The following is a 15599-nucleotide window of genomic DNA, read 5'->3' as shown; positions in this document are numbered from 1 at the left end:
CGTTACACCTCCTGAATTGCAAACTTGAATTCCAATAACAACCCCTTGTCAGCGCTATGCTGCTGGGGATCGGTGCGCTGGGCAATCATTTCGCCCGAGGCCCCCAAAAGCCGGGCGCGGGTGACGGTGCCGTAAGGGCCTTTCGTCAGGTAGATATGCTTGCGCACCGTCGCGCCTTCCAAGAACGAGCGGCGAATTTGAGCGGGGTATGTCACCCCGTCGATCTGCACGTCCGCCGAGACGATCCGCTTGTCCAGATGGTCGGCGAATTCTTGCAGAATGATCGGGTTCAGCATCTAGGCCACCTCCTCCCCGCAATGATAGACGCCGCAAGGGAAGGGGGAGCTGTAGCCCGTTGCGACGCTGTGATCAGAATAAATGTCAACATTCCGGCGCTGGCCGTTACTTGTAACGCTTGGTCGCTCCCCAGCCTTGAAATCACCGGCTTGGGAATATTCCGCAATGCCGATGATCGGATCGGAGGCAATCGCGGCCAACGCCTCCTGCGAAACGCCGATGTTCTCGCGTCCCTGCGTCGGACCGCTATACAACGTCCCCGCAGGAATGTATAGTCCATCACCTTGGTTCAACTGGCTGCGGATCGCAACCCCTTCCTGGTGGACGAAGCCTAAAGTTGACCACGACGGCCAGCGTCCGGCCCGAGCCGTCCCGGTCAGCAGCTCCATCTTAATCCGATTACGCCGGAAGTGATTGGCGTAAATCGTATAACCCGAATCCGGCTGCGCAGGAGCAACGCGGAAGGAGTATCCAAGATGCGCTGGTTTGTGCCGTTCCAGCAAAGTGACCAGCGGGCCGAAATTGTAATCATCCGCCTCCGAGACGAGCGTGAAGGGGATAACTAGCCGCCCCCAGGCCAAAGATAGCGAAGGCTCGACCGCTTGGAGGATGCGAAGCAGGCTGTTCCTGCCGCGCCGCTTCCTTGCCATGATCAGCCTGCGGCGCAGCTCCGGGTCAAGGTCTTCATTCACCGGCAGCCCGTATTGTTCTTCGTATAAGCGAAGTCCCCAGGTTGCCCGCTCGATGAAGTATTGCTCCAGAATCTCGTCCAGTGTAAAGTTCAGTGCATCGATTTCCGCGCCTTGCGTTTCGTACACAGCCTGCATGACCCGATCCCGGTCATATTGCCCTGGCTGCAAATAAGAAAGCATGCGGTCCTTGGCCGTCATGGATAGTCCACGCTCCCGAGCTGGGCCAGTTCATTGACTTCCAGGTAAATGTCCTGCCTGGAGCCTTCCAGCAAGATGTCGCCCATGTTATCGACGCCAGGGGCGTTGATCACGCTGGCCGCTGCCTCTTGTATTTTGATCACGCCGCCCGGATTGACGTGGAACAGATAGGCGTTAAGCGCCGTTTCCGCATTGAGGCGGGCTTGCTCCACTGTATAGCCAGGCTCCGGCACCAGGCCGGGGATCGTAGCGCTGATATAGGTTGTCGTGGCCGTGTGGACTGTCACCCTTGATCCGGTAGGGGCAAGCCCTTCACCGATGCCGCGACTACCGGGGTCGAGGTGTTCCTGAACCGCGTCGATGGTTGGCTGCGGAGCTGGCCGCCCATCCAAATCCAAGATAATGACGCGGACCGTTCCTTCGCCTTGCCAAAGCGGTTCGACCAGGACGTTTCCGACGCCTGGGATTTGCTTGGCCCATGCCACATAGTCCGAGATATTCCCGTCGCCTTCTTCGCGGCGGTTCTCTTCCAGGACCCGTTCGCGTAGCGTCTCGTCGTCTTCTTCATCGACGCCGCCTTCGACCGGCGCGAGATTTGTCACTGACTTGATGCCGGGTAACGATTCGGTCAGGTGGCGGATTGCGCCGATAGGGGCGTTCCCGATCCGGCCAGCCTCAACCGCCCGGACAGCAACCCGTGCTTCGCCGTTTTGACCGGTCGTCACAGCCGCCAGCGTCTCGTAGATTTTGGCGGGCGTGGCTTCGGTGCTTTCGGTCGTCACCAGATAACCGGCGGGAACAGGCGAACCAGGATCACCGACGAACAAAACGTCATCCCCAGCCGTGCGGGCGTATTCCGCTGGCCGCCTTCTCACGCCGTTCTCGTCGGCTTTGTAAGTCAGATAGTCACCGAACGTCGTCTGTACGAACGCCCGGCGCAGCACTTCCTTGGCCCACTCCGACGCAAGCACCAATTCGATAGAAACCGGGGAAATCGCATCCCAGGGGATCGAGCCTTCCGTTTTGTCCAAGTCGGCAGGCATCCGGTCAAGCATCCGCTGCCGGATCACTTCTTCGAGCTGGTCTTCGAGGAAAGGAGGTAAATCAGCCATTCATTCGCACCTCCAATCGTTTCGGATCGCCGATCACAGGGATGGCCGTAAATGACACCAGCAGCTCGTCGCCCGACCAGGTGAAGGTGAAGTCGCGAACCATTTCCGTGCGCGGATCAACGATCAGCGCTTCCGTGATCGCTCGTTCCAGTTCCGATTCGGCTGCCTTACGTGTCGGCTGCCGTCTCGCCGTTTCGTGTTCGCATCCGAAGTCCGGCCCGTAGGCGAGATTGGCAAAGCGCAACGTGGAGGCGGCTTTGATGCACCATTGCGCCCAGGCCGTCAGCCCGTCGGCCATCACAGCGCGGCCCGATCCGTCAATCACCACGCGGCCATTCTCAAAATCATAGAGCCAGCTTTGCGGGTATTGAACCTGTCTTTCGGCGCTGTCTTCCGCCAGCGTAGGGGCATCGAATGTCGGGAATAGATTAGGCATCCGCTTGCACCACCTTGCTGACCACGACCGGATCGTCGCGCACCCATAGCACCAGGACGCGGTCGCCGGTACGAAGCGAGGGGGCGAAGCGCAGTTCCACAGATGGAATGTGACCGCCATCTTTGCCGCCAGCGAAGTCCAGCCGCGCCACCGGCGAATAGGTTGTACTCGGAACGTCTTCACCCGCCGATCCGACAGGGGATGCCGTTCGATAGATGCGCGATTCGGGCGGGATATGCGCGTCCACCATCCATTCCGCAACCAGGTATCCGCTGCGCGGGATGACCGGCCCAAACTGATCCAGCTTCAGGCCGTCGTCCGTGATGGTGCCTAAATCCATCGACGGCGGGGAGGCGGTCCGTTTATCGGTCCGCCTATCAATGGATTGCCCCAGCCGGTTCACTCCTTTTCCATTCATATTGCTTCCACCTCCATCGTCATGCTGCGGTTATCCGCATCGTGCTGGACGCCCACAACAGCAAAATAACCTTCGATAGTCCCGACCGAGGCGAAGATTTTATCCCCTCGGCGCAGGAATGGAAGGTCGGGAGCGGTCAGCGTCCGTCGTTTACGCGGAGCGCCGCGCTCTTTCAGCACTTCTTGGGCGGCTGCTTTGGCTGCCGCTACAGTGTCGTATTGTTCGCGATAAATTACGTCTTGCAGGATACCGAATTCCGTCCTGCCGTCGAGCGTGGCGACGACCGGAGCGCGTCCGGCCTTGTCTTCTTTGCCAATTATTTTGACACGCGTTACTAAATCTTCGATGTCCTGCTGGTCCGTCATCCGGCGTACCACATCCCCCACGAACCGATACACCGTCTTGTTCTGGCCCTGGCGCAAAATGTTGATCTTGCCGCCGCTCGCGCGAATGACGTACTTGCCGCCGCCGCGCTTGTGAACTTGATCCAGCACCTTATCCAGCATCGCCCCGAGGGTGTCCCCTCGAAAAATTTGTTTGGACAGCGACATATCCGGCAAATCGTTCTGGCCGATGGGGATGCTCCACGCCTTTGCGATGTCCTCGATAATGACGCGGGCCTTCGTCCCGGACGGGTAATACCGGTCATCCTTGCTGCGTAGGAGATAGATCAGGATGTCGTATGCCTTGACGTCGAGAATGCCGACCGAATCGTTTTCGTATTCCCAATCGAAGATGATCCCTTGATGTATCTCTTGCCAACCGTCGCCCCAATCGGCTCGAAGCAGCGTCCTGGCTCCGAGGGGAAGCTTTTGGTGCAGCCACCCGTCGCCAAGGCGTTGGTTTAGAATTTGAAACTGAATACTTGCTGCCAGCTCGCCGGATTGCTCCGACCAGCTCAAGCCCCTGGCGACGTTTGTTAAAGATAGCCGCTCTCCTTGAGGCAGGAGAACGGCCACGTCGTACTTGACTTTCGTAATATCGATCATGCGGCACCACCTAACCAGGCAGGCGCAACACTTGGCCGGGCTTGATCTTGTTCGGATCAGGCCCGATCAGCGCCTTGTTCAGATTGTAAATTTCCATGTACCGCGCCCCGTTGTGGAGATGTTTCTTAGCGATTCCCCACAGCGTGTCACCACGAACGACGGTATGGGTCTTGGCCTGGGCGGGCAGGGAACGAGAAGCCGAGAGAACCTTCACTTCGGCCTTGGACTTGACTTGCCCTTCAGGGTGAATCAAGATGTCCCTTGCCTGCACCAGCTCAAGCGAATAGCGCATATCCCCGTGGCCGCCTGCCCAGGTGTGTTCAAATGCCTGAATGAACACATCATGATTGAACGGCGTTTCTGTCACCAGCAGCCGCAGCTTCGTCCCGGCGTTGCGCCATGCCGATAGATCGCCAGCAATTTGACGCGGATCACGCCAGGACTTCACCAGCGAGGTGTGCTTGCGCGTCTCGCCAGGCAGCAGACCATCGAAAGTCATGCGCACCAGCATCGACCCACGCGGCAACGCGTATTCGCCCAGCTCGATAGCCTCGAATGTTTGAATGCGGGCGGAGGTGACGGCGGTTATGCGTTCCGGGTTCATGGGAAAATGCAGCCGTTTCCCGGTTGCGGTGTCTGTCAAATAAAAATCCATGCGTCCACCACCTACACACTGTTATTCGTTGATTCGTCGAGCCGGTCGGCGATTTTTCCCGCGATCTCGTCAGCAATCTCGTCGCTATGCTCCCGGATCGCATCGATCACACATTGGCCGTCGCCGCCCTCCACGTTGATAGAGAACTGAATGCCGCCCACGTTGATGGTCAACCCTCCGCCAGCCGGAGCCATTGGAGCGATTGGCGCAAACATTGGCGCTTCCGGTGCGGATATAGCGCCGACAATACCGCCGAAGGCGTAGGGACGAACGCCCAGCATACGACCAGCGCGTTCCCAAAGGTCCAGCCCTCGGTCGCGCTTGCCAGCCGATAGCGGGATGATCGCTTCGGGGCCAGCTTCGCCGACCAGCCCGATATGCGGCGTCGTCACGAAACCGCCGCGAGCGTAAGCCTTCGCACCGGCTGCCGCCTGCTGACCGGCTTCCTTGCCCTCACTGAAGGCGCTGCTCACTTTGCCCCAGAAGTTGCCCCACTTGCCTTTGATATTCTCCCAGGCGTTAGAGGCCCAGCCTTCGACCGCCGACCATTTACCTTGCCACCACTCGCCATTAAACAGCGTACTGCCAATGGCTTCACGTGTGTTGTTCCAGATGTCTTTCGCGCCTTCCCAGGAGTCTGCGGCCCAATCCTGAACGCCTTGCCACTTCTCGGCCCACCATTCGCCGTTGAAGATGGTGGATTCAATGGCCGCGACGGCGTTGTTCCATGTTTCTTTCGACCGTTCCCAGGAGGCATTCGACCAGGCTTCGACAGCAGCCCACTTTTCGCCCCACCAGTCGCCGTTGAACAGGGTGTCACCGATATACCCGACAGCGAAGCCCACGCCCTTGGCGATAGCTTGCGGGCCGGTATCGGAAATCCACGTCCACGTCGCATTCGCGCCGTCTTTCAGCGACGGCCATAAGGTCGATTTGAACCAGCGGGATATATCTTCGCCTTTGCTGCCGATCCAGTCGCCAATCGCACCGCCGCCCAGGCTTCCGAGGATGCCGCCGATCAGTCCGCCGACAGCGGTCCCAAGCCCCGGAACGACAGAACCGATAGCGGCACCGCCAGCAGCTCCGGCAGCGAAGCCGCCCCAGCCCCCAACCGTTCCGCCGATAGCGCGGTTTCGTTCGGTCCCAGCTTCAGCGGACGCGATGTTCGCCACATCCAAACCGACAGACAGCGGGATCGCCACCTTGCCGACAGTTCGCGACAGGAAGCCAAGACCTCGACCGCCTCCGCCTTTTGGAAGCAGCTTTTGCCACCAGCTTGTTTTCGGAGCCGGTGCGGAAGCGAAAGCCTTCTCTAGCTCATTGAAGCGTCCGAGCTGTCCGGCGTTGGACATGCGGACGATCTCGTCGCGGCTGTAGGTACGATCCAGCGGGATGTTATCCCAAAATTTTGTTCCCGCCGGGCGATAGTTCTGTGGGATTCTTGCCGCCGGTCCCGCTGCCGCCGGGGGCGGTGTAGCAGGAGTCTTGGAGCCTCCGAACCAGCGTTGATGCCACGGAGCGCTAGGCGTCGCCTCGGCGGCTGTTGTAGCACTCTTGGAAAACCAGCGTTTATACCAAGGCGTTCGCGTGGCCGTCTCGGCTGCTGTCGCGGTCGTTCGGGTCGTTGCGGCGGTCGTGGCTGCTGTTGTGGCTGCTGTTGTGGCTGCTTCGGCGGTAGAACCACCCCTTAACCATCTTCTGACTGTTTGCCCCGCCTTGAGTGGCCCTTTCAGAATTTTCACCGCTTTACCGATCAGCCAAGCATCCATCGCCAGGGCTAACATCTGGCCCACGCCGCTGCTTGTTTCGCCACCTAGCCAAGTCGGTTGCAAATTCAGGAACGCCTCTTTTGCTTTTTCCGCAATTTGCTTGGCGTCGAAAGCTTCCAGGAATGCCGTCAGAAAGGAACGGCCTGCTGAAGCGCCTGCTTCAATGAATGGTGATTCGCTTACCTTGGCTTCCGTTTCGCTCCCCATACCAAATAGGCCAAGCAGCACACTATTCAGACCAGCTCCGAGAGCGCCGCCGATGTTCGAGGCGATGGCGTCTATTTGTCCCTTTCCGCCACCGGCCCACCAACTCGCAAAGGGTTCGCTGATGATCTTGTTCCAGGCGATTTTTACCTTGCCGAATAGGTCAGCGTTCTGAAATTGCTTGTCATTGAATAGCTCCCGCAGCCTTCGCGAAATGTTTTGAATGCGGTCCACGAAGAAGCGTGAGAAGCGAGCTGCCATTCGCTCCGCCTGATCACCCATTGCGGCAATCAGTTTCGGGTTTTCCCTGCGCCATTGTCGGAAGGCTTGCAGAAGCGGCGTGATCCCATCCGCCAAGCCTTGGCCCCAGCGCTTGACAAAGGTATTATTGAAAAATGATTTGACCCCGAGCAGTAGGTTGGCGAGATTGTCGGACATCTTCAGCATCATGCCGTCATAGCGTTGGAACTCTTTGACCGCAAGCGCCCATTTCTTGTTGATTTCCATCGGGGCTTCGGCCAATGCTTCAAGCCGGTTTCTGGCATCACCATCAATCGCGCCCATTTCTTGCAGGCGGGACGTTTCTTCACCGACCTTCCTTCCGGCCTTCATACTGTCGTATAAACGGCCCATCCATAAAGCGGTGTTAGCAAGATCGTTTTGGGTAGCTGACGCAATATCCCCGACCATGCGAAGCCCATCTCCCTGGGATAGCACTCCTTTGGTGAAAACCTCTAAGATGCGGCTTGCTTCAAAAATTTCATCCCGTGCGAATGGTGTTTGTCCGGCAAAATCGATCAATTCGGCAACGCGCTGCTTCGCCGCATCCGCGCTTCCGAGTAAGACTTCAAAGGCTGTTTCGATTGATTGCTGCTGGATAACCATTTTAATCGGCAGCACAATTGTTCCCGCCGTTCCGGCCCCGATTCCGAGTATGCCGAGCGCTGAATTCATTCCGCGCAAGATAGCTCTGAACGGGGATGTCGCTAAGTCGAGGACGCGAACCGTTAAGCGGTAGCTTCCACTAGCGATACGGCGGGCTGTTGCCCCAATGCGTTGAATGACAATGGATGCCCGATCCAGCACGTGAACCGCGAGTTGCCAGCGAGTGCGGTTCATTTTGTCCAACCTTTTTTGAATGCGGTCTGCCGTTTGATCAAACCGACTGACTTTCTTTTCCACATTCGATAAGGCTGGTTCGCTTTGATCTTCGACCGTGACCGGTATTTCAATGCGATATACTTCTTCTGCCACCAGCGATCACCCCTTTTTGCCTTGCTTTGCTAAGAGTGCGCGGCGTTCTTCGGCCTCGGCTTCCAGCGCCACCTTCGTGGAGACAAGACAAAAAAGCCGCTCACCTTCGGGCAGCTTTAGTATTTCACTCGGGAGTTTCCCCTGGCGCTGGAAGATATGATGCAGGAGGGTCGCTTGCCCTCCCGCTTGAATTAGTTTTTTATGACGTCTTCGGCCTCTTCGCCTTCATCGTCCAGGTCGTAACCGGAAAGCCTGTCGATCTGTTCGATGACCGCTTCCTTTTCGCCCGGCAGCAAGACTTTATCGATAAGCTGCACACCACTAAGCACATTGAGCTGATCCCAGGCCGCTTTGTTGTTCCAGACCTTTTTCTGATCTTCGGGAACGGTGGCTTCGTAGATCAGGAAGGAACGGTAACGAGCGGCGTCTGTGTCCTCGGGCATCTTGATGCCGCCCAGGCGGCGGTTCTTCTTGTACTTCGTTGCCTTGTCGCGGCAAGCGTTGTATTCCTCTTCCGACAGCGGACGGATCGAGAAGCGGAAGAACACTTTACCTTTGCGAGCGATTTCAATAACCTTGCGCTCTTGCTGGGTATCCGTCGCCGCTTCCAACAGCCCGCGCAGGATGTCGGTTTCGTTGTCGAGCAATTCTTCCTTTGCAATCGGTTCTTTTCCTTTAACTTCACTCATGGCGTAAGCCCTCCTAAATGGTTTGATTTGATGGAAGCGCCCCAGGCTGGCCCAGGGCGCAACAATGAATTATCGACTTGCGCGCAGAATGCCGGTGAAGTTGAATACCGCGTCCGGCGCTTGGGAGCGCAAGCTGTCCACCAGCTTTTTCAGCAGGATGCCGTCGCGAATAACGGTTTCCGTGAACGTCAGCGTCATGCTGTAGCTTTGCATGATCCCCCAGGTATGTTTCTGCCCGGCGGGCTGATAGTCCGAGTTGGTCACGCTGATCTGCGCTTGCCACGTATTGACTTCCGCCAAGAACGTGCCGTCTCCGTCGTACAGCTCGCCGGAGTATCCGCGCGAAATGTTGCGGAAATCCAGAACGCCGTAATCCAGCATTTGCTGAATGTCCGGCGGGCTGTTCACCCGGAAGGACCAAGCGCGTTGAACAATCTCTCCAACCTGGATGTTTGCCACGTCGATGGAACCGTCCGGGACGCAATCCCGAAAAATATACCTTGCATCTTGTGCCATTGCTGTTCAAGCCTCCTTATGCCGTTTGCGGCGAGAATTGGAACCCAAAGTCCATATACAGCTTTTCGATGCTGTCGAGGTCCACCAGGTCCGTAAACTGGAACCAAGCCGAATCGCCTTGCGGCGGGTTGGCCGGGTCCACGATCAGTTGCCCGCTCTCCAAGCCGCCCTCGCGGATCATCGTTTGGATGATCCCGTTCGCGATTGTCACGACAAAGGCGCGGCCATCTTCGTTGTTGTTCCATTTGCCGAGGTACGGGTGGAGCGTCAGCACAACCCGGTCGATCAGTTCAAACCGGGTGCGCGTCCGGCGGATTTTCTTCCAACCTTCATCCTCGTCGGCCAGTAGCGTGACTTTGGTGTTAATGCCGTAGTCGATCTGCGCGAGGCCGTCGGGGTTGAGCGAGAAGGTCAGCATGCCGCTTTGAATCGCTTCTTTGTACTGCGTGTTCGTCAGCTCCCCAACGACGCCAATCGAGCCGGTGATCGGAACGTGGGTCAGGCTCGCGTTGTAGGCGCTGGAAGCAATGACCCCGGCCACGCGGGCCGCAGCCTTCGCGCCTTCGAGCGGGCCGGTCGTCGTTTCAAATCCATTGCCAACGTAGACGATGGCAAAGTCGTTGTACGACCGGGCATTCGTCTTACGCGTCGCGAACGGGATGCTGGTCGGTTCGCCGACAACGCCGATGATCCGCCCGCCGCCTTCGGAGAGCATCCGCTTCACGAAGGACTGGAGAGAAGCATGAACGCCCACATCCTCGGAATCAACGACAACCACATCGAAGAACTTGCGTTCCAGCAGCACGAAGGCGTCGGCATAGTCTTCGCCGGTAACGGTCGGAGCTGCGCCGCCGGTCAGTGATTCATCCAGCAGCGTGTCAATTTCGCCATTCCCATCGGCCAGCTTCGTGGCGGTGAGGTATTGGCTGTTCGCGGTGATCGCGGCGACAATCTGATCCGGCTCGTTCGTTCCTTTTCCAAACGTCAGCCGCTCCAGTTGCCGGGTGTTTTCGTGCAGCAGCAGCTCGCGCATGGCCGGGTCTTCGAGCGAATCCCGGATCGTCGCCGTGATTGTCCTTGTCGTTGGGTACTTCGTGAGCAGCCGCACGACTTTGACCGGCGTGGCTGCGGTATCCTCCAGTTCCAATTGCGCCGGGCTGCCTCCGCTACCGACGCGAACGGTCAGGACGGTACTTGCACCGCCGGAGAAGATTTCCCGAACGCAATCCGGGCCGTTTCCGCTTCCCAACTTCCTTGATAAATCGCCGGGCGTTTCCACCGCAATCACTTCGCCGAGGGGACCCCAATTGGCTTTGACGACGGCGGCAGCGACGCCGACCGTACCCGTTACCACGCGAGCGCCGCCCGCATTGTGCCAACGGACGTACACGTCCGGTCTGACTTTCTGTTCACCTAAGATGAAAGTTTCGCCTGGCATTTCTTACACCTGCCTTTTCTTAAAATCTTGAATTGCCCGTTCCACTTCAGCGCGGGTCAGGGTGTCCTTGTCCACCCGGCGCAGCGCCCCGGCCATTACGTCAGGGGAGACGCCAAATCCGGCGGCTGCGGCCATGATTTCCTGCTTGCTGTAGGTGGCTTCAGGCTTCGCTTTTTTCGTCGTTTTGACTTCTTTGGCTTCTGCCATATTAAGCACCTCCGTTAATGTTGATCTGATTCAACGGCGGCGCTGCCGGGCTTGTCCGAAGTACACCGAACCGCACGTCCAGGGCAATTTGCCCGGTGCGGAACGGGTCTTGGGAGCTGTCGGCGCTGACCCGCTGAATGATCATGCGCGACTGGTCCAGCATGGTGATCTGGCCGTCAAGCGCAAGCTGCCTCACCGTTCGCTCCAGCCAAGTGTTGCGGGCCGGGACGCGGGGGACGAGCATATGACCGCGCATCGTTGCGTCGATCCATGCGCCCCAGGGCATGGTCTGAACGCTGCGGATCGTCGCGATCCGCCAATAGAGAGCGGGCGCATCGTCGGACGGATTCCAGCTTCGCGGGTCCGTCTGCATGGCCGGGAACCGATCTGCCGTCCAGGCTGACAACGCCGATGCGGGATCTGGCTTGACCGGATCATGCAGCAGCCAACCAAGGGAAAACACCTCAAATTGGATGCCGCGTGTGATCGCGTCAAACTTTTCGTCCAGCATGTCGGCGGAGGTTGATCCGGTAAACCGACACAAGATCGCTTCGCCGGTTACATCGTCCTGAAGAAGTCGGTGGTCCAGCGCATCAATCGCAGCCGCGACTAGGGCGTCCACATGTTTGAATTGTGTGTGCGCCACATACGGCCAAACCTCGATCATAGTGCTGATCCCGGCCCAATCGTTTTCGTCGGACTCGGAACCTTTGGTCATGACCAAGTAAGGCTTTTCTTCGTCCGCTGCCGCCGCGTCCGTCTCATACACTCGCCCGGCGATGTCGGGGATATGGTCAATGAGCTGCTGACGGATCAGTCCGCGCATCATGAATCCCTCCAGACATCACGCACCGCCTTGCGCAGCGTGCCTACATGGCGTTGTACTGTCGGCTTGATGATCGGCCTTGGCTTCATCCCTTTGACAGACCCAGCAATCACATATTTGCCGCCGCCGACCGGGAAGCGGAGTGCCTTTTTATTTGTCGGAACGATCTTACGTTTCTTGGGACCGTACAGACCGGTACCTATTTCGAGATAAAGGCCGGAGCGCATCGTGTGCGCTAAAAACACAACGGCCATTCTGTCCTCGCCATTTCGGCGAACGTCAGCTCCGCCCTGGATGCCTTGCCGAGTATGTCCGGTTCGATCCTCCCAGGATGCCTTTTGTCTCGCGTCACCCTCCATGATTTTGCCGACCTGCTTGGCAACAAGCAGCGTCGCCACCTTCCGGCGTTCGATCTTCGCCCGGACTTTATCTAAAGGAGGCATATCACCTCACCCTTTCCAGCTCGGCCACGTATCCGCATATTTCGTTTTGGACGATCTGCGGATGGACGGAGGTAATCCGAAAATGCCCATGCGGATAGGCGTCGAATTCCTGCGTTACGTCCGGGCCACTCGGCAGATTGGCCGTATAGTCGGCGAGCAGCGAATACGTGTCGCTGACTTCCTTTCGGCCAGCCCGTTCCGAAACGGTATCGGCCTTGAGCGGACGCGATCCAACGAACACGCGAACGGTCAACGGGCCGATCTGCGACTTGACTTCTTCAAAGCCGCCGCCTGCCTTGACGCGTTGTGTGACGCGAATCGTGACCTCCGTTGGGTTTTGTCGGATATTCCATCCGATGTGTGCCTTCCGAACGGCTGCGTCGATCATCACAACACCCCTGGCCGTTTGACGTTGAACATGAAACTGCCTGTCGCATTAGGTGCAGGCGCTTCCGCCATGCCGTCAAATGTTTCGGCCATCTTGAGCGCTGCGGCCAGCGCCTTGGATAGATCGACCCGTTCATATTGTTCCGCACCCGTCTGATAGGACGCGATGTCTCCGAGCCGCTTTTGAATCCGCGCCGCCTTGCGCCGCCAACCTTCGGCGGCTGCGGCATACAGGTTTGACGCCGACTGGATCAGCCGGTCCAGCCGGGCGTCGGTGAAGGCGGTGTCCTGATCGGTTCCGCCCTCGGGGATTTCTTCGTCGAGCAGCTCGCGCAGCTCTTCGCGAATGTCTGCCGTCGGCGTCATGTGCAACCCTCCCACGACAAAGAGAGCCGAGTTCGCCCGGCTCCTTTGCCAATTATTTTGATAATGCCGGTTATTGCAGCGCGATTTCCTGGACGTTTTCCTCAATCGCAGCGTACACGCCGCGATAAGCGTAACCGACCATTTGCGCTTGCACTAAGCGCGTCAAATCACCCTGCGTTGTCTCGATCTGCAAGTCGCGTTTCAGCAGCTCCTTGAAGCCGCGTTTCGGGCGGATCAGGTACGCCTTGCCAGGCGTAACGCCTGGATAGCTATGTTCCTTTTTGCCGACCGTTACCGAGTAACCATCATAGTAGATGACCGTCGTAATGCCGCTGATCGCCGCGTAAGTTGTTCCATTATGCGTGAAGCCTTTCAGCGCCGTTTCGATGGCGGTCTGATCTGCGCTGTTGGCAAGCAAGACGCTGCCCTGGCGCTTGGCCGTTCCTGCCGCGCTGCGGGCGGCATCCAGCGTCCGCCAGATGGACACCCAGCGCTCTTCGCCTTCCTTGCCCTGGAACGCCGTTTTGTTCGCCGGTTTGTACGAGAACGAAACGATGGGGGAAAGGTGGATATGGTTCAGCAGCGAGTTGTAGCCTTCGCCCATGCCCCGGTTGAGAATGTCAATTTCAAATGTCCGGTTGAAATCGATCATCTGCTTCGTGTACTCGAAGCCCGCGCTGTACGTCACAACCCGAGCGGTCGGGCCTTGTTCGGCGCGGACGGAGCCGAACTTCACTTCCTGGCCCTCCATATGCTCCGCAAAGATGACCGTACCGGATAACGCCCATTTCGCGTCCAGCAGCTCCGGCAAGTTCGGATCGGAAACCAGTTCATAGATTTCCTTGTAGAGCAGCGGCACCTTCTCGCGGCCCAGCTCGACATCGAGCGTTACCTTGCCCAGCAGCTCTTTGAAACTTTCGGCGCTTCCCAGCGAGAGCATTTCGCCCACCGGCTTGGACCAGCGCGGAATCGACATTTCGCCGTTGACGATCTTCTTGATCGCCTCAAAGCGTTGGCCGTCCAGTACGAACGGCACCCGGCTTTCAATGGTGCCTTGACGGCGCTTGGCCTTTTCGCCTTCAAACGATATAACCTTGAACATAGATGTTTACCCTCCTTATGCCTGCGGACCGAGCAGGAACCAAATGACGTTGTTCGCGTCTTTGCCGTTGGTCACGCGGCCGACAAGCCGGTTATCCGTCTCGGTTTCGGTGAATTTTTTGGTCGTAGCGTTCCAGTAGAGGGGAGTCCCCTTCGCGAACGCCTGGCTGGTGCTGATCTGATCTGTCTCGTATTCCGCTTGCTCAATGGTCAGGACGATGTCTTTCGTCTCGCCTGCCGCTGTCGTTGCCGATTGCATCACCAGGCCGAAAAATCCGTCCAGCAATGCCCATTCGCCAGCTGTGACGGTCGTGTTTTCCGGCACCTTGACGGTAACGGATTTGCCATCGCTGACTTTCGACCGCGACAGCTCATGCACCGTAACCGGCACCGGACTTCCTTGGTATCTCGTATCCATTGCGTTTCCCTCCTTGGGTTCGTGTTAGATCGGGACGCTATCCGTCTGGACGGTGGCGCTCCCGGACTGTGCGCGGTTGTCAACGGCGGTTCCGCCGATGAAGGCCGGAGTATCCACCGACACGCGGTTGATCATTGCCTTGATCGATTCGTCAGCCAGCAAGCTGTCAATCTCGCCGATGATCGCTTCTTTCGTTTGGCCTTCCTTCGGCGTGATCATCTTCGCGATCAGGTTTTGCGCCATTTCTCCGGCGACCTTCTCGCGAACCGCGTCTTTCACTTCTTGGCCGAGTGCAGCCTGCTGGCTCTCCTTGAGCGCCTTTCCGGCTTGCTCCACACTCGCCAGCAATTGACCGTCATCGGTCACGCCGAGCGCTTGCTTCACCTTCGCCAGCAGCTCCAGCTTGGAAGCCGTGTCGGCATCCAGCGCGGCGATTACTTCTTGCAAGGTCGCTTTGCCTTCGGCCAGCGCGGCCTTGAGCTGCGCAATCAATTCTTTCCAATCCATCGTTTCGTTTCCTCCTTCGTCGATTTCGTCCATCTCGCCCAGGGCCACGATCCGCGTCGGCATGCCGGAGCGGTCGAGCGGCGTCCAGTCGATAGACAGCGGTTTATAATCGATCACCTCGGTTTCCCCGGCAACCGTCTGAAGCTTAGGCATCCCGAAGATGCTGACTTGCTTGATCCTTCCGGCGCGAATCCATCGTTTCAAGTCCTTCGCCGCCGCATCGACCACGCCGCGAAAATAAGCCCGCGTTCCTTCCATCCGCGCCCCGACCCAATGCGTGACGGGCGGGTCAAACTTGTTCGCGACTTCGTCGGCCTTTTGATGCCCAAGGAAACCGGACAACGTATCCCGGTTGACGTGATCGACAATTGCCTTCAAACTCTCGGGCTTGTAATTCCAGCCCCTTGTCGATTTGCCCGCCGGGACTTCGACCACGACTTCGAGCGGGTCTTCATCGCCGGACTTGATCGCTTCAAGGTTGACGCCAGGAGCGAGGGGGATGTCCTGCGGCTTCATTTCGCCGGTGATCGACGCCGGAAGCAAAATGAGTTTGTTTTTCGCCTTTGCCATCGTTTTATCACCTCCTTATCAGGGTCAACCTGTTCAGATGCCCCGCAGACCCCGTTATAACGCGTTATAACGGGGGTGTAGCCTGTCCGGCATAGATTCGGACGGTA

At 58.0% G+C, this 15599-nt stretch carries 19 protein-coding genes; all 19 read right to left on the bottom strand.

Annotated features, from left to right (window positions below; translation table 11 throughout):
• Window positions 1-2 precede the first annotated feature (2 nt).
• The 19 genes from SK3146_RS12575 to SK3146_RS12485 all read right to left on the bottom strand — a co-directional run bounded on the left by SK3146_RS12575 (window position 3) and on the right by SK3146_RS12485 (window position 15492).
• Complete coding sequence (locus SK3146_RS12575; RefSeq protein WP_111155669.1) at window positions 3-296, bottom strand: hemolysin; 294 nt, start codon at window positions 294-296, stop codon at window positions 3-5.
• Window positions 297-1187: a putative phage tail protein gene (locus tag SK3146_RS12570; RefSeq protein WP_249865365.1), complete on the bottom strand. Its 891-nt coding sequence runs from the start codon at window positions 1185-1187 to the stop codon at window positions 297-299. It abuts the gene before it with no gap.
• Window positions 1184-2299: a baseplate J/gp47 family protein gene (locus tag SK3146_RS12565; protein ID WP_111155667.1), complete on the bottom strand. Its 1116-nt coding sequence runs from the start codon at window positions 2297-2299 to the stop codon at window positions 1184-1186. The genes SK3146_RS12570 and SK3146_RS12565 overlap by 4 nt, the downstream gene beginning before the upstream one ends.
• Window positions 2292-2735 carry a DUF2634 domain-containing protein gene (locus tag SK3146_RS12560; protein ID WP_249865364.1) on the bottom strand — a complete coding sequence of 148 codons (444 nt, stop codon included), beginning with the start codon at window positions 2733-2735 and terminating at the stop codon, window positions 2292-2294. The genes SK3146_RS12565 and SK3146_RS12560 overlap by 8 nt, the downstream gene beginning before the upstream one ends.
• Window positions 2728-3153, bottom strand: coding sequence for a peptide methionine sulfoxide reductase (locus SK3146_RS12555; RefSeq protein WP_249865363.1), 426 nt, complete (start codon window positions 3151-3153; stop codon window positions 2728-2730). The genes SK3146_RS12560 and SK3146_RS12555 overlap by 8 nt, the downstream gene beginning before the upstream one ends.
• Entirely contained in the window at window positions 3150-4142 is a 993-nt protein-coding gene (locus SK3146_RS12550) for an XkdQ/YqbQ family protein (protein WP_018749859.1), read from the bottom strand. The genes SK3146_RS12555 and SK3146_RS12550 overlap by 4 nt, the downstream gene beginning before the upstream one ends.
• A 10-nt stretch (window positions 4143-4152) precedes the next feature.
• Window positions 4153-4797, bottom strand: coding sequence for a LysM peptidoglycan-binding domain-containing protein (locus SK3146_RS12545; protein ID WP_249865362.1), 645 nt, complete (start codon window positions 4795-4797; stop codon window positions 4153-4155).
• Between the two features lie 11 nt (window positions 4798-4808).
• Entirely contained in the window at window positions 4809-8024 is a 3216-nt protein-coding gene (locus tag SK3146_RS12540; protein WP_249865361.1) for a hypothetical protein, read from the bottom strand.
• Window positions 8025-8215: 191 nt separating this feature from the next.
• Window positions 8216-8713 carry a phage tail assembly chaperone gene (locus tag SK3146_RS12535; RefSeq protein ID WP_018749856.1) on the bottom strand — a complete coding sequence of 166 codons (498 nt, stop codon included), beginning with the start codon at window positions 8711-8713 and terminating at the stop codon, window positions 8216-8218.
• A 69-nt stretch (window positions 8714-8782) separates the two neighbouring features.
• Window positions 8783-9229, bottom strand: a complete 447-nt coding sequence (locus SK3146_RS12530; protein WP_018749855.1) for a hypothetical protein — start codon at window positions 9227-9229, stop codon at window positions 8783-8785.
• Window positions 9230-9245: 16 nt separating this feature from the next.
• Entirely contained in the window at window positions 9246-10667 is a 1422-nt protein-coding gene (locus tag SK3146_RS12525) for a phage tail sheath subtilisin-like domain-containing protein (RefSeq protein WP_249865360.1), read from the bottom strand.
• 3 nt (window positions 10668-10670) lie between these two features.
• Window positions 10671-10874 (bottom strand): YqzN/YkzM domain-containing protein, encoded by a 204-nt coding sequence (locus SK3146_RS12520; protein ID WP_111157037.1) that lies wholly within the window; start codon window positions 10872-10874, stop codon window positions 10671-10673.
• A 1-nt stretch (window position 10875) separates the two neighbouring features.
• Window positions 10876-11703 carry a 3'-phosphoadenosine 5'-phosphosulfate sulfotransferase gene (locus SK3146_RS12515; RefSeq protein WP_249865359.1) on the bottom strand — a complete coding sequence of 276 codons (828 nt, stop codon included), beginning with the start codon at window positions 11701-11703 and terminating at the stop codon, window positions 10876-10878.
• Entirely contained in the window at window positions 11700-12143 is a 444-nt protein-coding gene (locus SK3146_RS12510; protein ID WP_249865358.1) for a tartrate dehydratase, read from the bottom strand. Before SK3146_RS12510 ends, SK3146_RS12515 begins: the two co-directional genes overlap by 4 nt.
• Before the next feature lies 1 nt (window position 12144).
• Window positions 12145-12531 (bottom strand): hypothetical protein, encoded by a 387-nt coding sequence (locus SK3146_RS12505; protein ID WP_018749850.1) that lies wholly within the window; start codon window positions 12529-12531, stop codon window positions 12145-12147.
• Window positions 12531-12896: a hypothetical protein gene (locus SK3146_RS12500; RefSeq protein WP_249865357.1), complete on the bottom strand. Its 366-nt coding sequence runs from the start codon at window positions 12894-12896 to the stop codon at window positions 12531-12533. The genes SK3146_RS12505 and SK3146_RS12500 overlap by 1 nt, the downstream gene beginning before the upstream one ends.
• A 70-nt stretch (window positions 12897-12966) precedes the next feature.
• On the bottom strand, window positions 12967-13998 hold the full coding sequence (locus SK3146_RS12495) for a phage major capsid protein (protein ID WP_249865356.1): 1032 nt from the start codon (window positions 13996-13998) through the stop codon (window positions 12967-12969).
• A 15-nt stretch (window positions 13999-14013) separates the two neighbouring features.
• The gene (locus SK3146_RS12490) at window positions 14014-14415 is read right to left on the bottom strand and encodes a DUF2190 family protein (RefSeq protein WP_249865355.1); all 402 of its coding nucleotides are present in this window, start codon (window positions 14413-14415) and stop codon (window positions 14014-14016) included.
• A 24-nt stretch (window positions 14416-14439) separates the two neighbouring features.
• Entirely contained in the window at window positions 14440-15492 is a 1053-nt protein-coding gene (locus SK3146_RS12485) for a transcriptional regulator (protein ID WP_249865354.1), read from the bottom strand.
• Between the last annotated feature and the right edge of the window lie 107 nt (window positions 15493-15599).

The organism is Paenibacillus konkukensis (genome assembly GCF_023523925.1).
Taxonomy (GTDB): Bacteria; Bacillota; Bacilli; order Paenibacillales; family NBRC-103111; genus Paenibacillus_S; species Paenibacillus_S doosanensis.
The sequence above is the reverse complement of the archived record's forward strand: the minus strand, read 5'-3'. Positions and strand labels throughout refer to the sequence as shown.

Excerpts from the sequence above, each read along its gene's own strand:
- SK3146_RS12575 (WP_111155669.1), bottom strand. The coding sequence starts at position 296 with ATGCTGAACCCGATCATTCTGCAAGAATTCGCCGACCATCTGGACAAG.
- SK3146_RS12570 (WP_249865365.1), bottom strand. The coding sequence starts at position 1,187 with ATGACGGCCAAGGACCGCATGCTTTCTTATTTGCAGCCAGGGCAATAT.
- SK3146_RS12565 (WP_111155667.1), bottom strand. The coding sequence starts at position 2,299 with ATGGCTGATTTACCTCCTTTCCTCGAAGACCAGCTCGAAGAAGTGATC.
- SK3146_RS12560 (WP_249865364.1), bottom strand. The coding sequence starts at position 2,735 with ATGCCTAATCTATTCCCGACATTCGATGCCCCTACGCTGGCGGAAGAC.
- SK3146_RS12555 (WP_249865363.1), bottom strand. The coding sequence starts at position 3,153 with ATGAATGGAAAAGGAGTGAACCGGCTGGGGCAATCCATTGATAGGCGG.
- SK3146_RS12550 (WP_018749859.1), bottom strand. The coding sequence starts at position 4,142 with ATGATCGATATTACGAAAGTCAAGTACGACGTGGCCGTTCTCCTGCCT.
- SK3146_RS12545 (WP_249865362.1), bottom strand. The coding sequence starts at position 4,797 with ATGGATTTTTATTTGACAGACACCGCAACCGGGAAACGGCTGCATTTT.
- SK3146_RS12535 (WP_018749856.1), bottom strand. The coding sequence starts at position 8,713 with ATGAGTGAAGTTAAAGGAAAAGAACCGATTGCAAAGGAAGAATTGCTC.
- SK3146_RS12530 (WP_018749855.1), bottom strand. The coding sequence starts at position 9,229 with ATGGCACAAGATGCAAGGTATATTTTTCGGGATTGCGTCCCGGACGGT.
- SK3146_RS12525 (WP_249865360.1), bottom strand. The coding sequence starts at position 10,667 with ATGCCAGGCGAAACTTTCATCTTAGGTGAACAGAAAGTCAGACCGGAC.
- SK3146_RS12520 (WP_111157037.1), bottom strand. The coding sequence starts at position 10,874 with ATGGCAGAAGCCAAAGAAGTCAAAACGACGAAAAAAGCGAAGCCTGAA.
- SK3146_RS12515 (WP_249865359.1), bottom strand. The coding sequence starts at position 11,703 with ATGATGCGCGGACTGATCCGTCAGCAGCTCATTGACCATATCCCCGAC.
- SK3146_RS12510 (WP_249865358.1), bottom strand. The coding sequence starts at position 12,143 with ATGCCTCCTTTAGATAAAGTCCGGGCGAAGATCGAACGCCGGAAGGTG.
- SK3146_RS12505 (WP_018749850.1), bottom strand. The coding sequence starts at position 12,531 with ATGATCGACGCAGCCGTTCGGAAGGCACACATCGGATGGAATATCCGA.
- SK3146_RS12500 (WP_249865357.1), bottom strand. The coding sequence starts at position 12,896 with ATGACGCCGACGGCAGACATTCGCGAAGAGCTGCGCGAGCTGCTCGAC.
- SK3146_RS12495 (WP_249865356.1), bottom strand. The coding sequence starts at position 13,998 with ATGTTCAAGGTTATATCGTTTGAAGGCGAAAAGGCCAAGCGCCGTCAA.
- SK3146_RS12490 (WP_249865355.1), bottom strand. The coding sequence starts at position 14,415 with ATGGATACGAGATACCAAGGAAGTCCGGTGCCGGTTACGGTGCATGAG.
- SK3146_RS12485 (WP_249865354.1), bottom strand. The coding sequence starts at position 15,492 with ATGGCAAAGGCGAAAAACAAACTCATTTTGCTTCCGGCGTCGATCACC.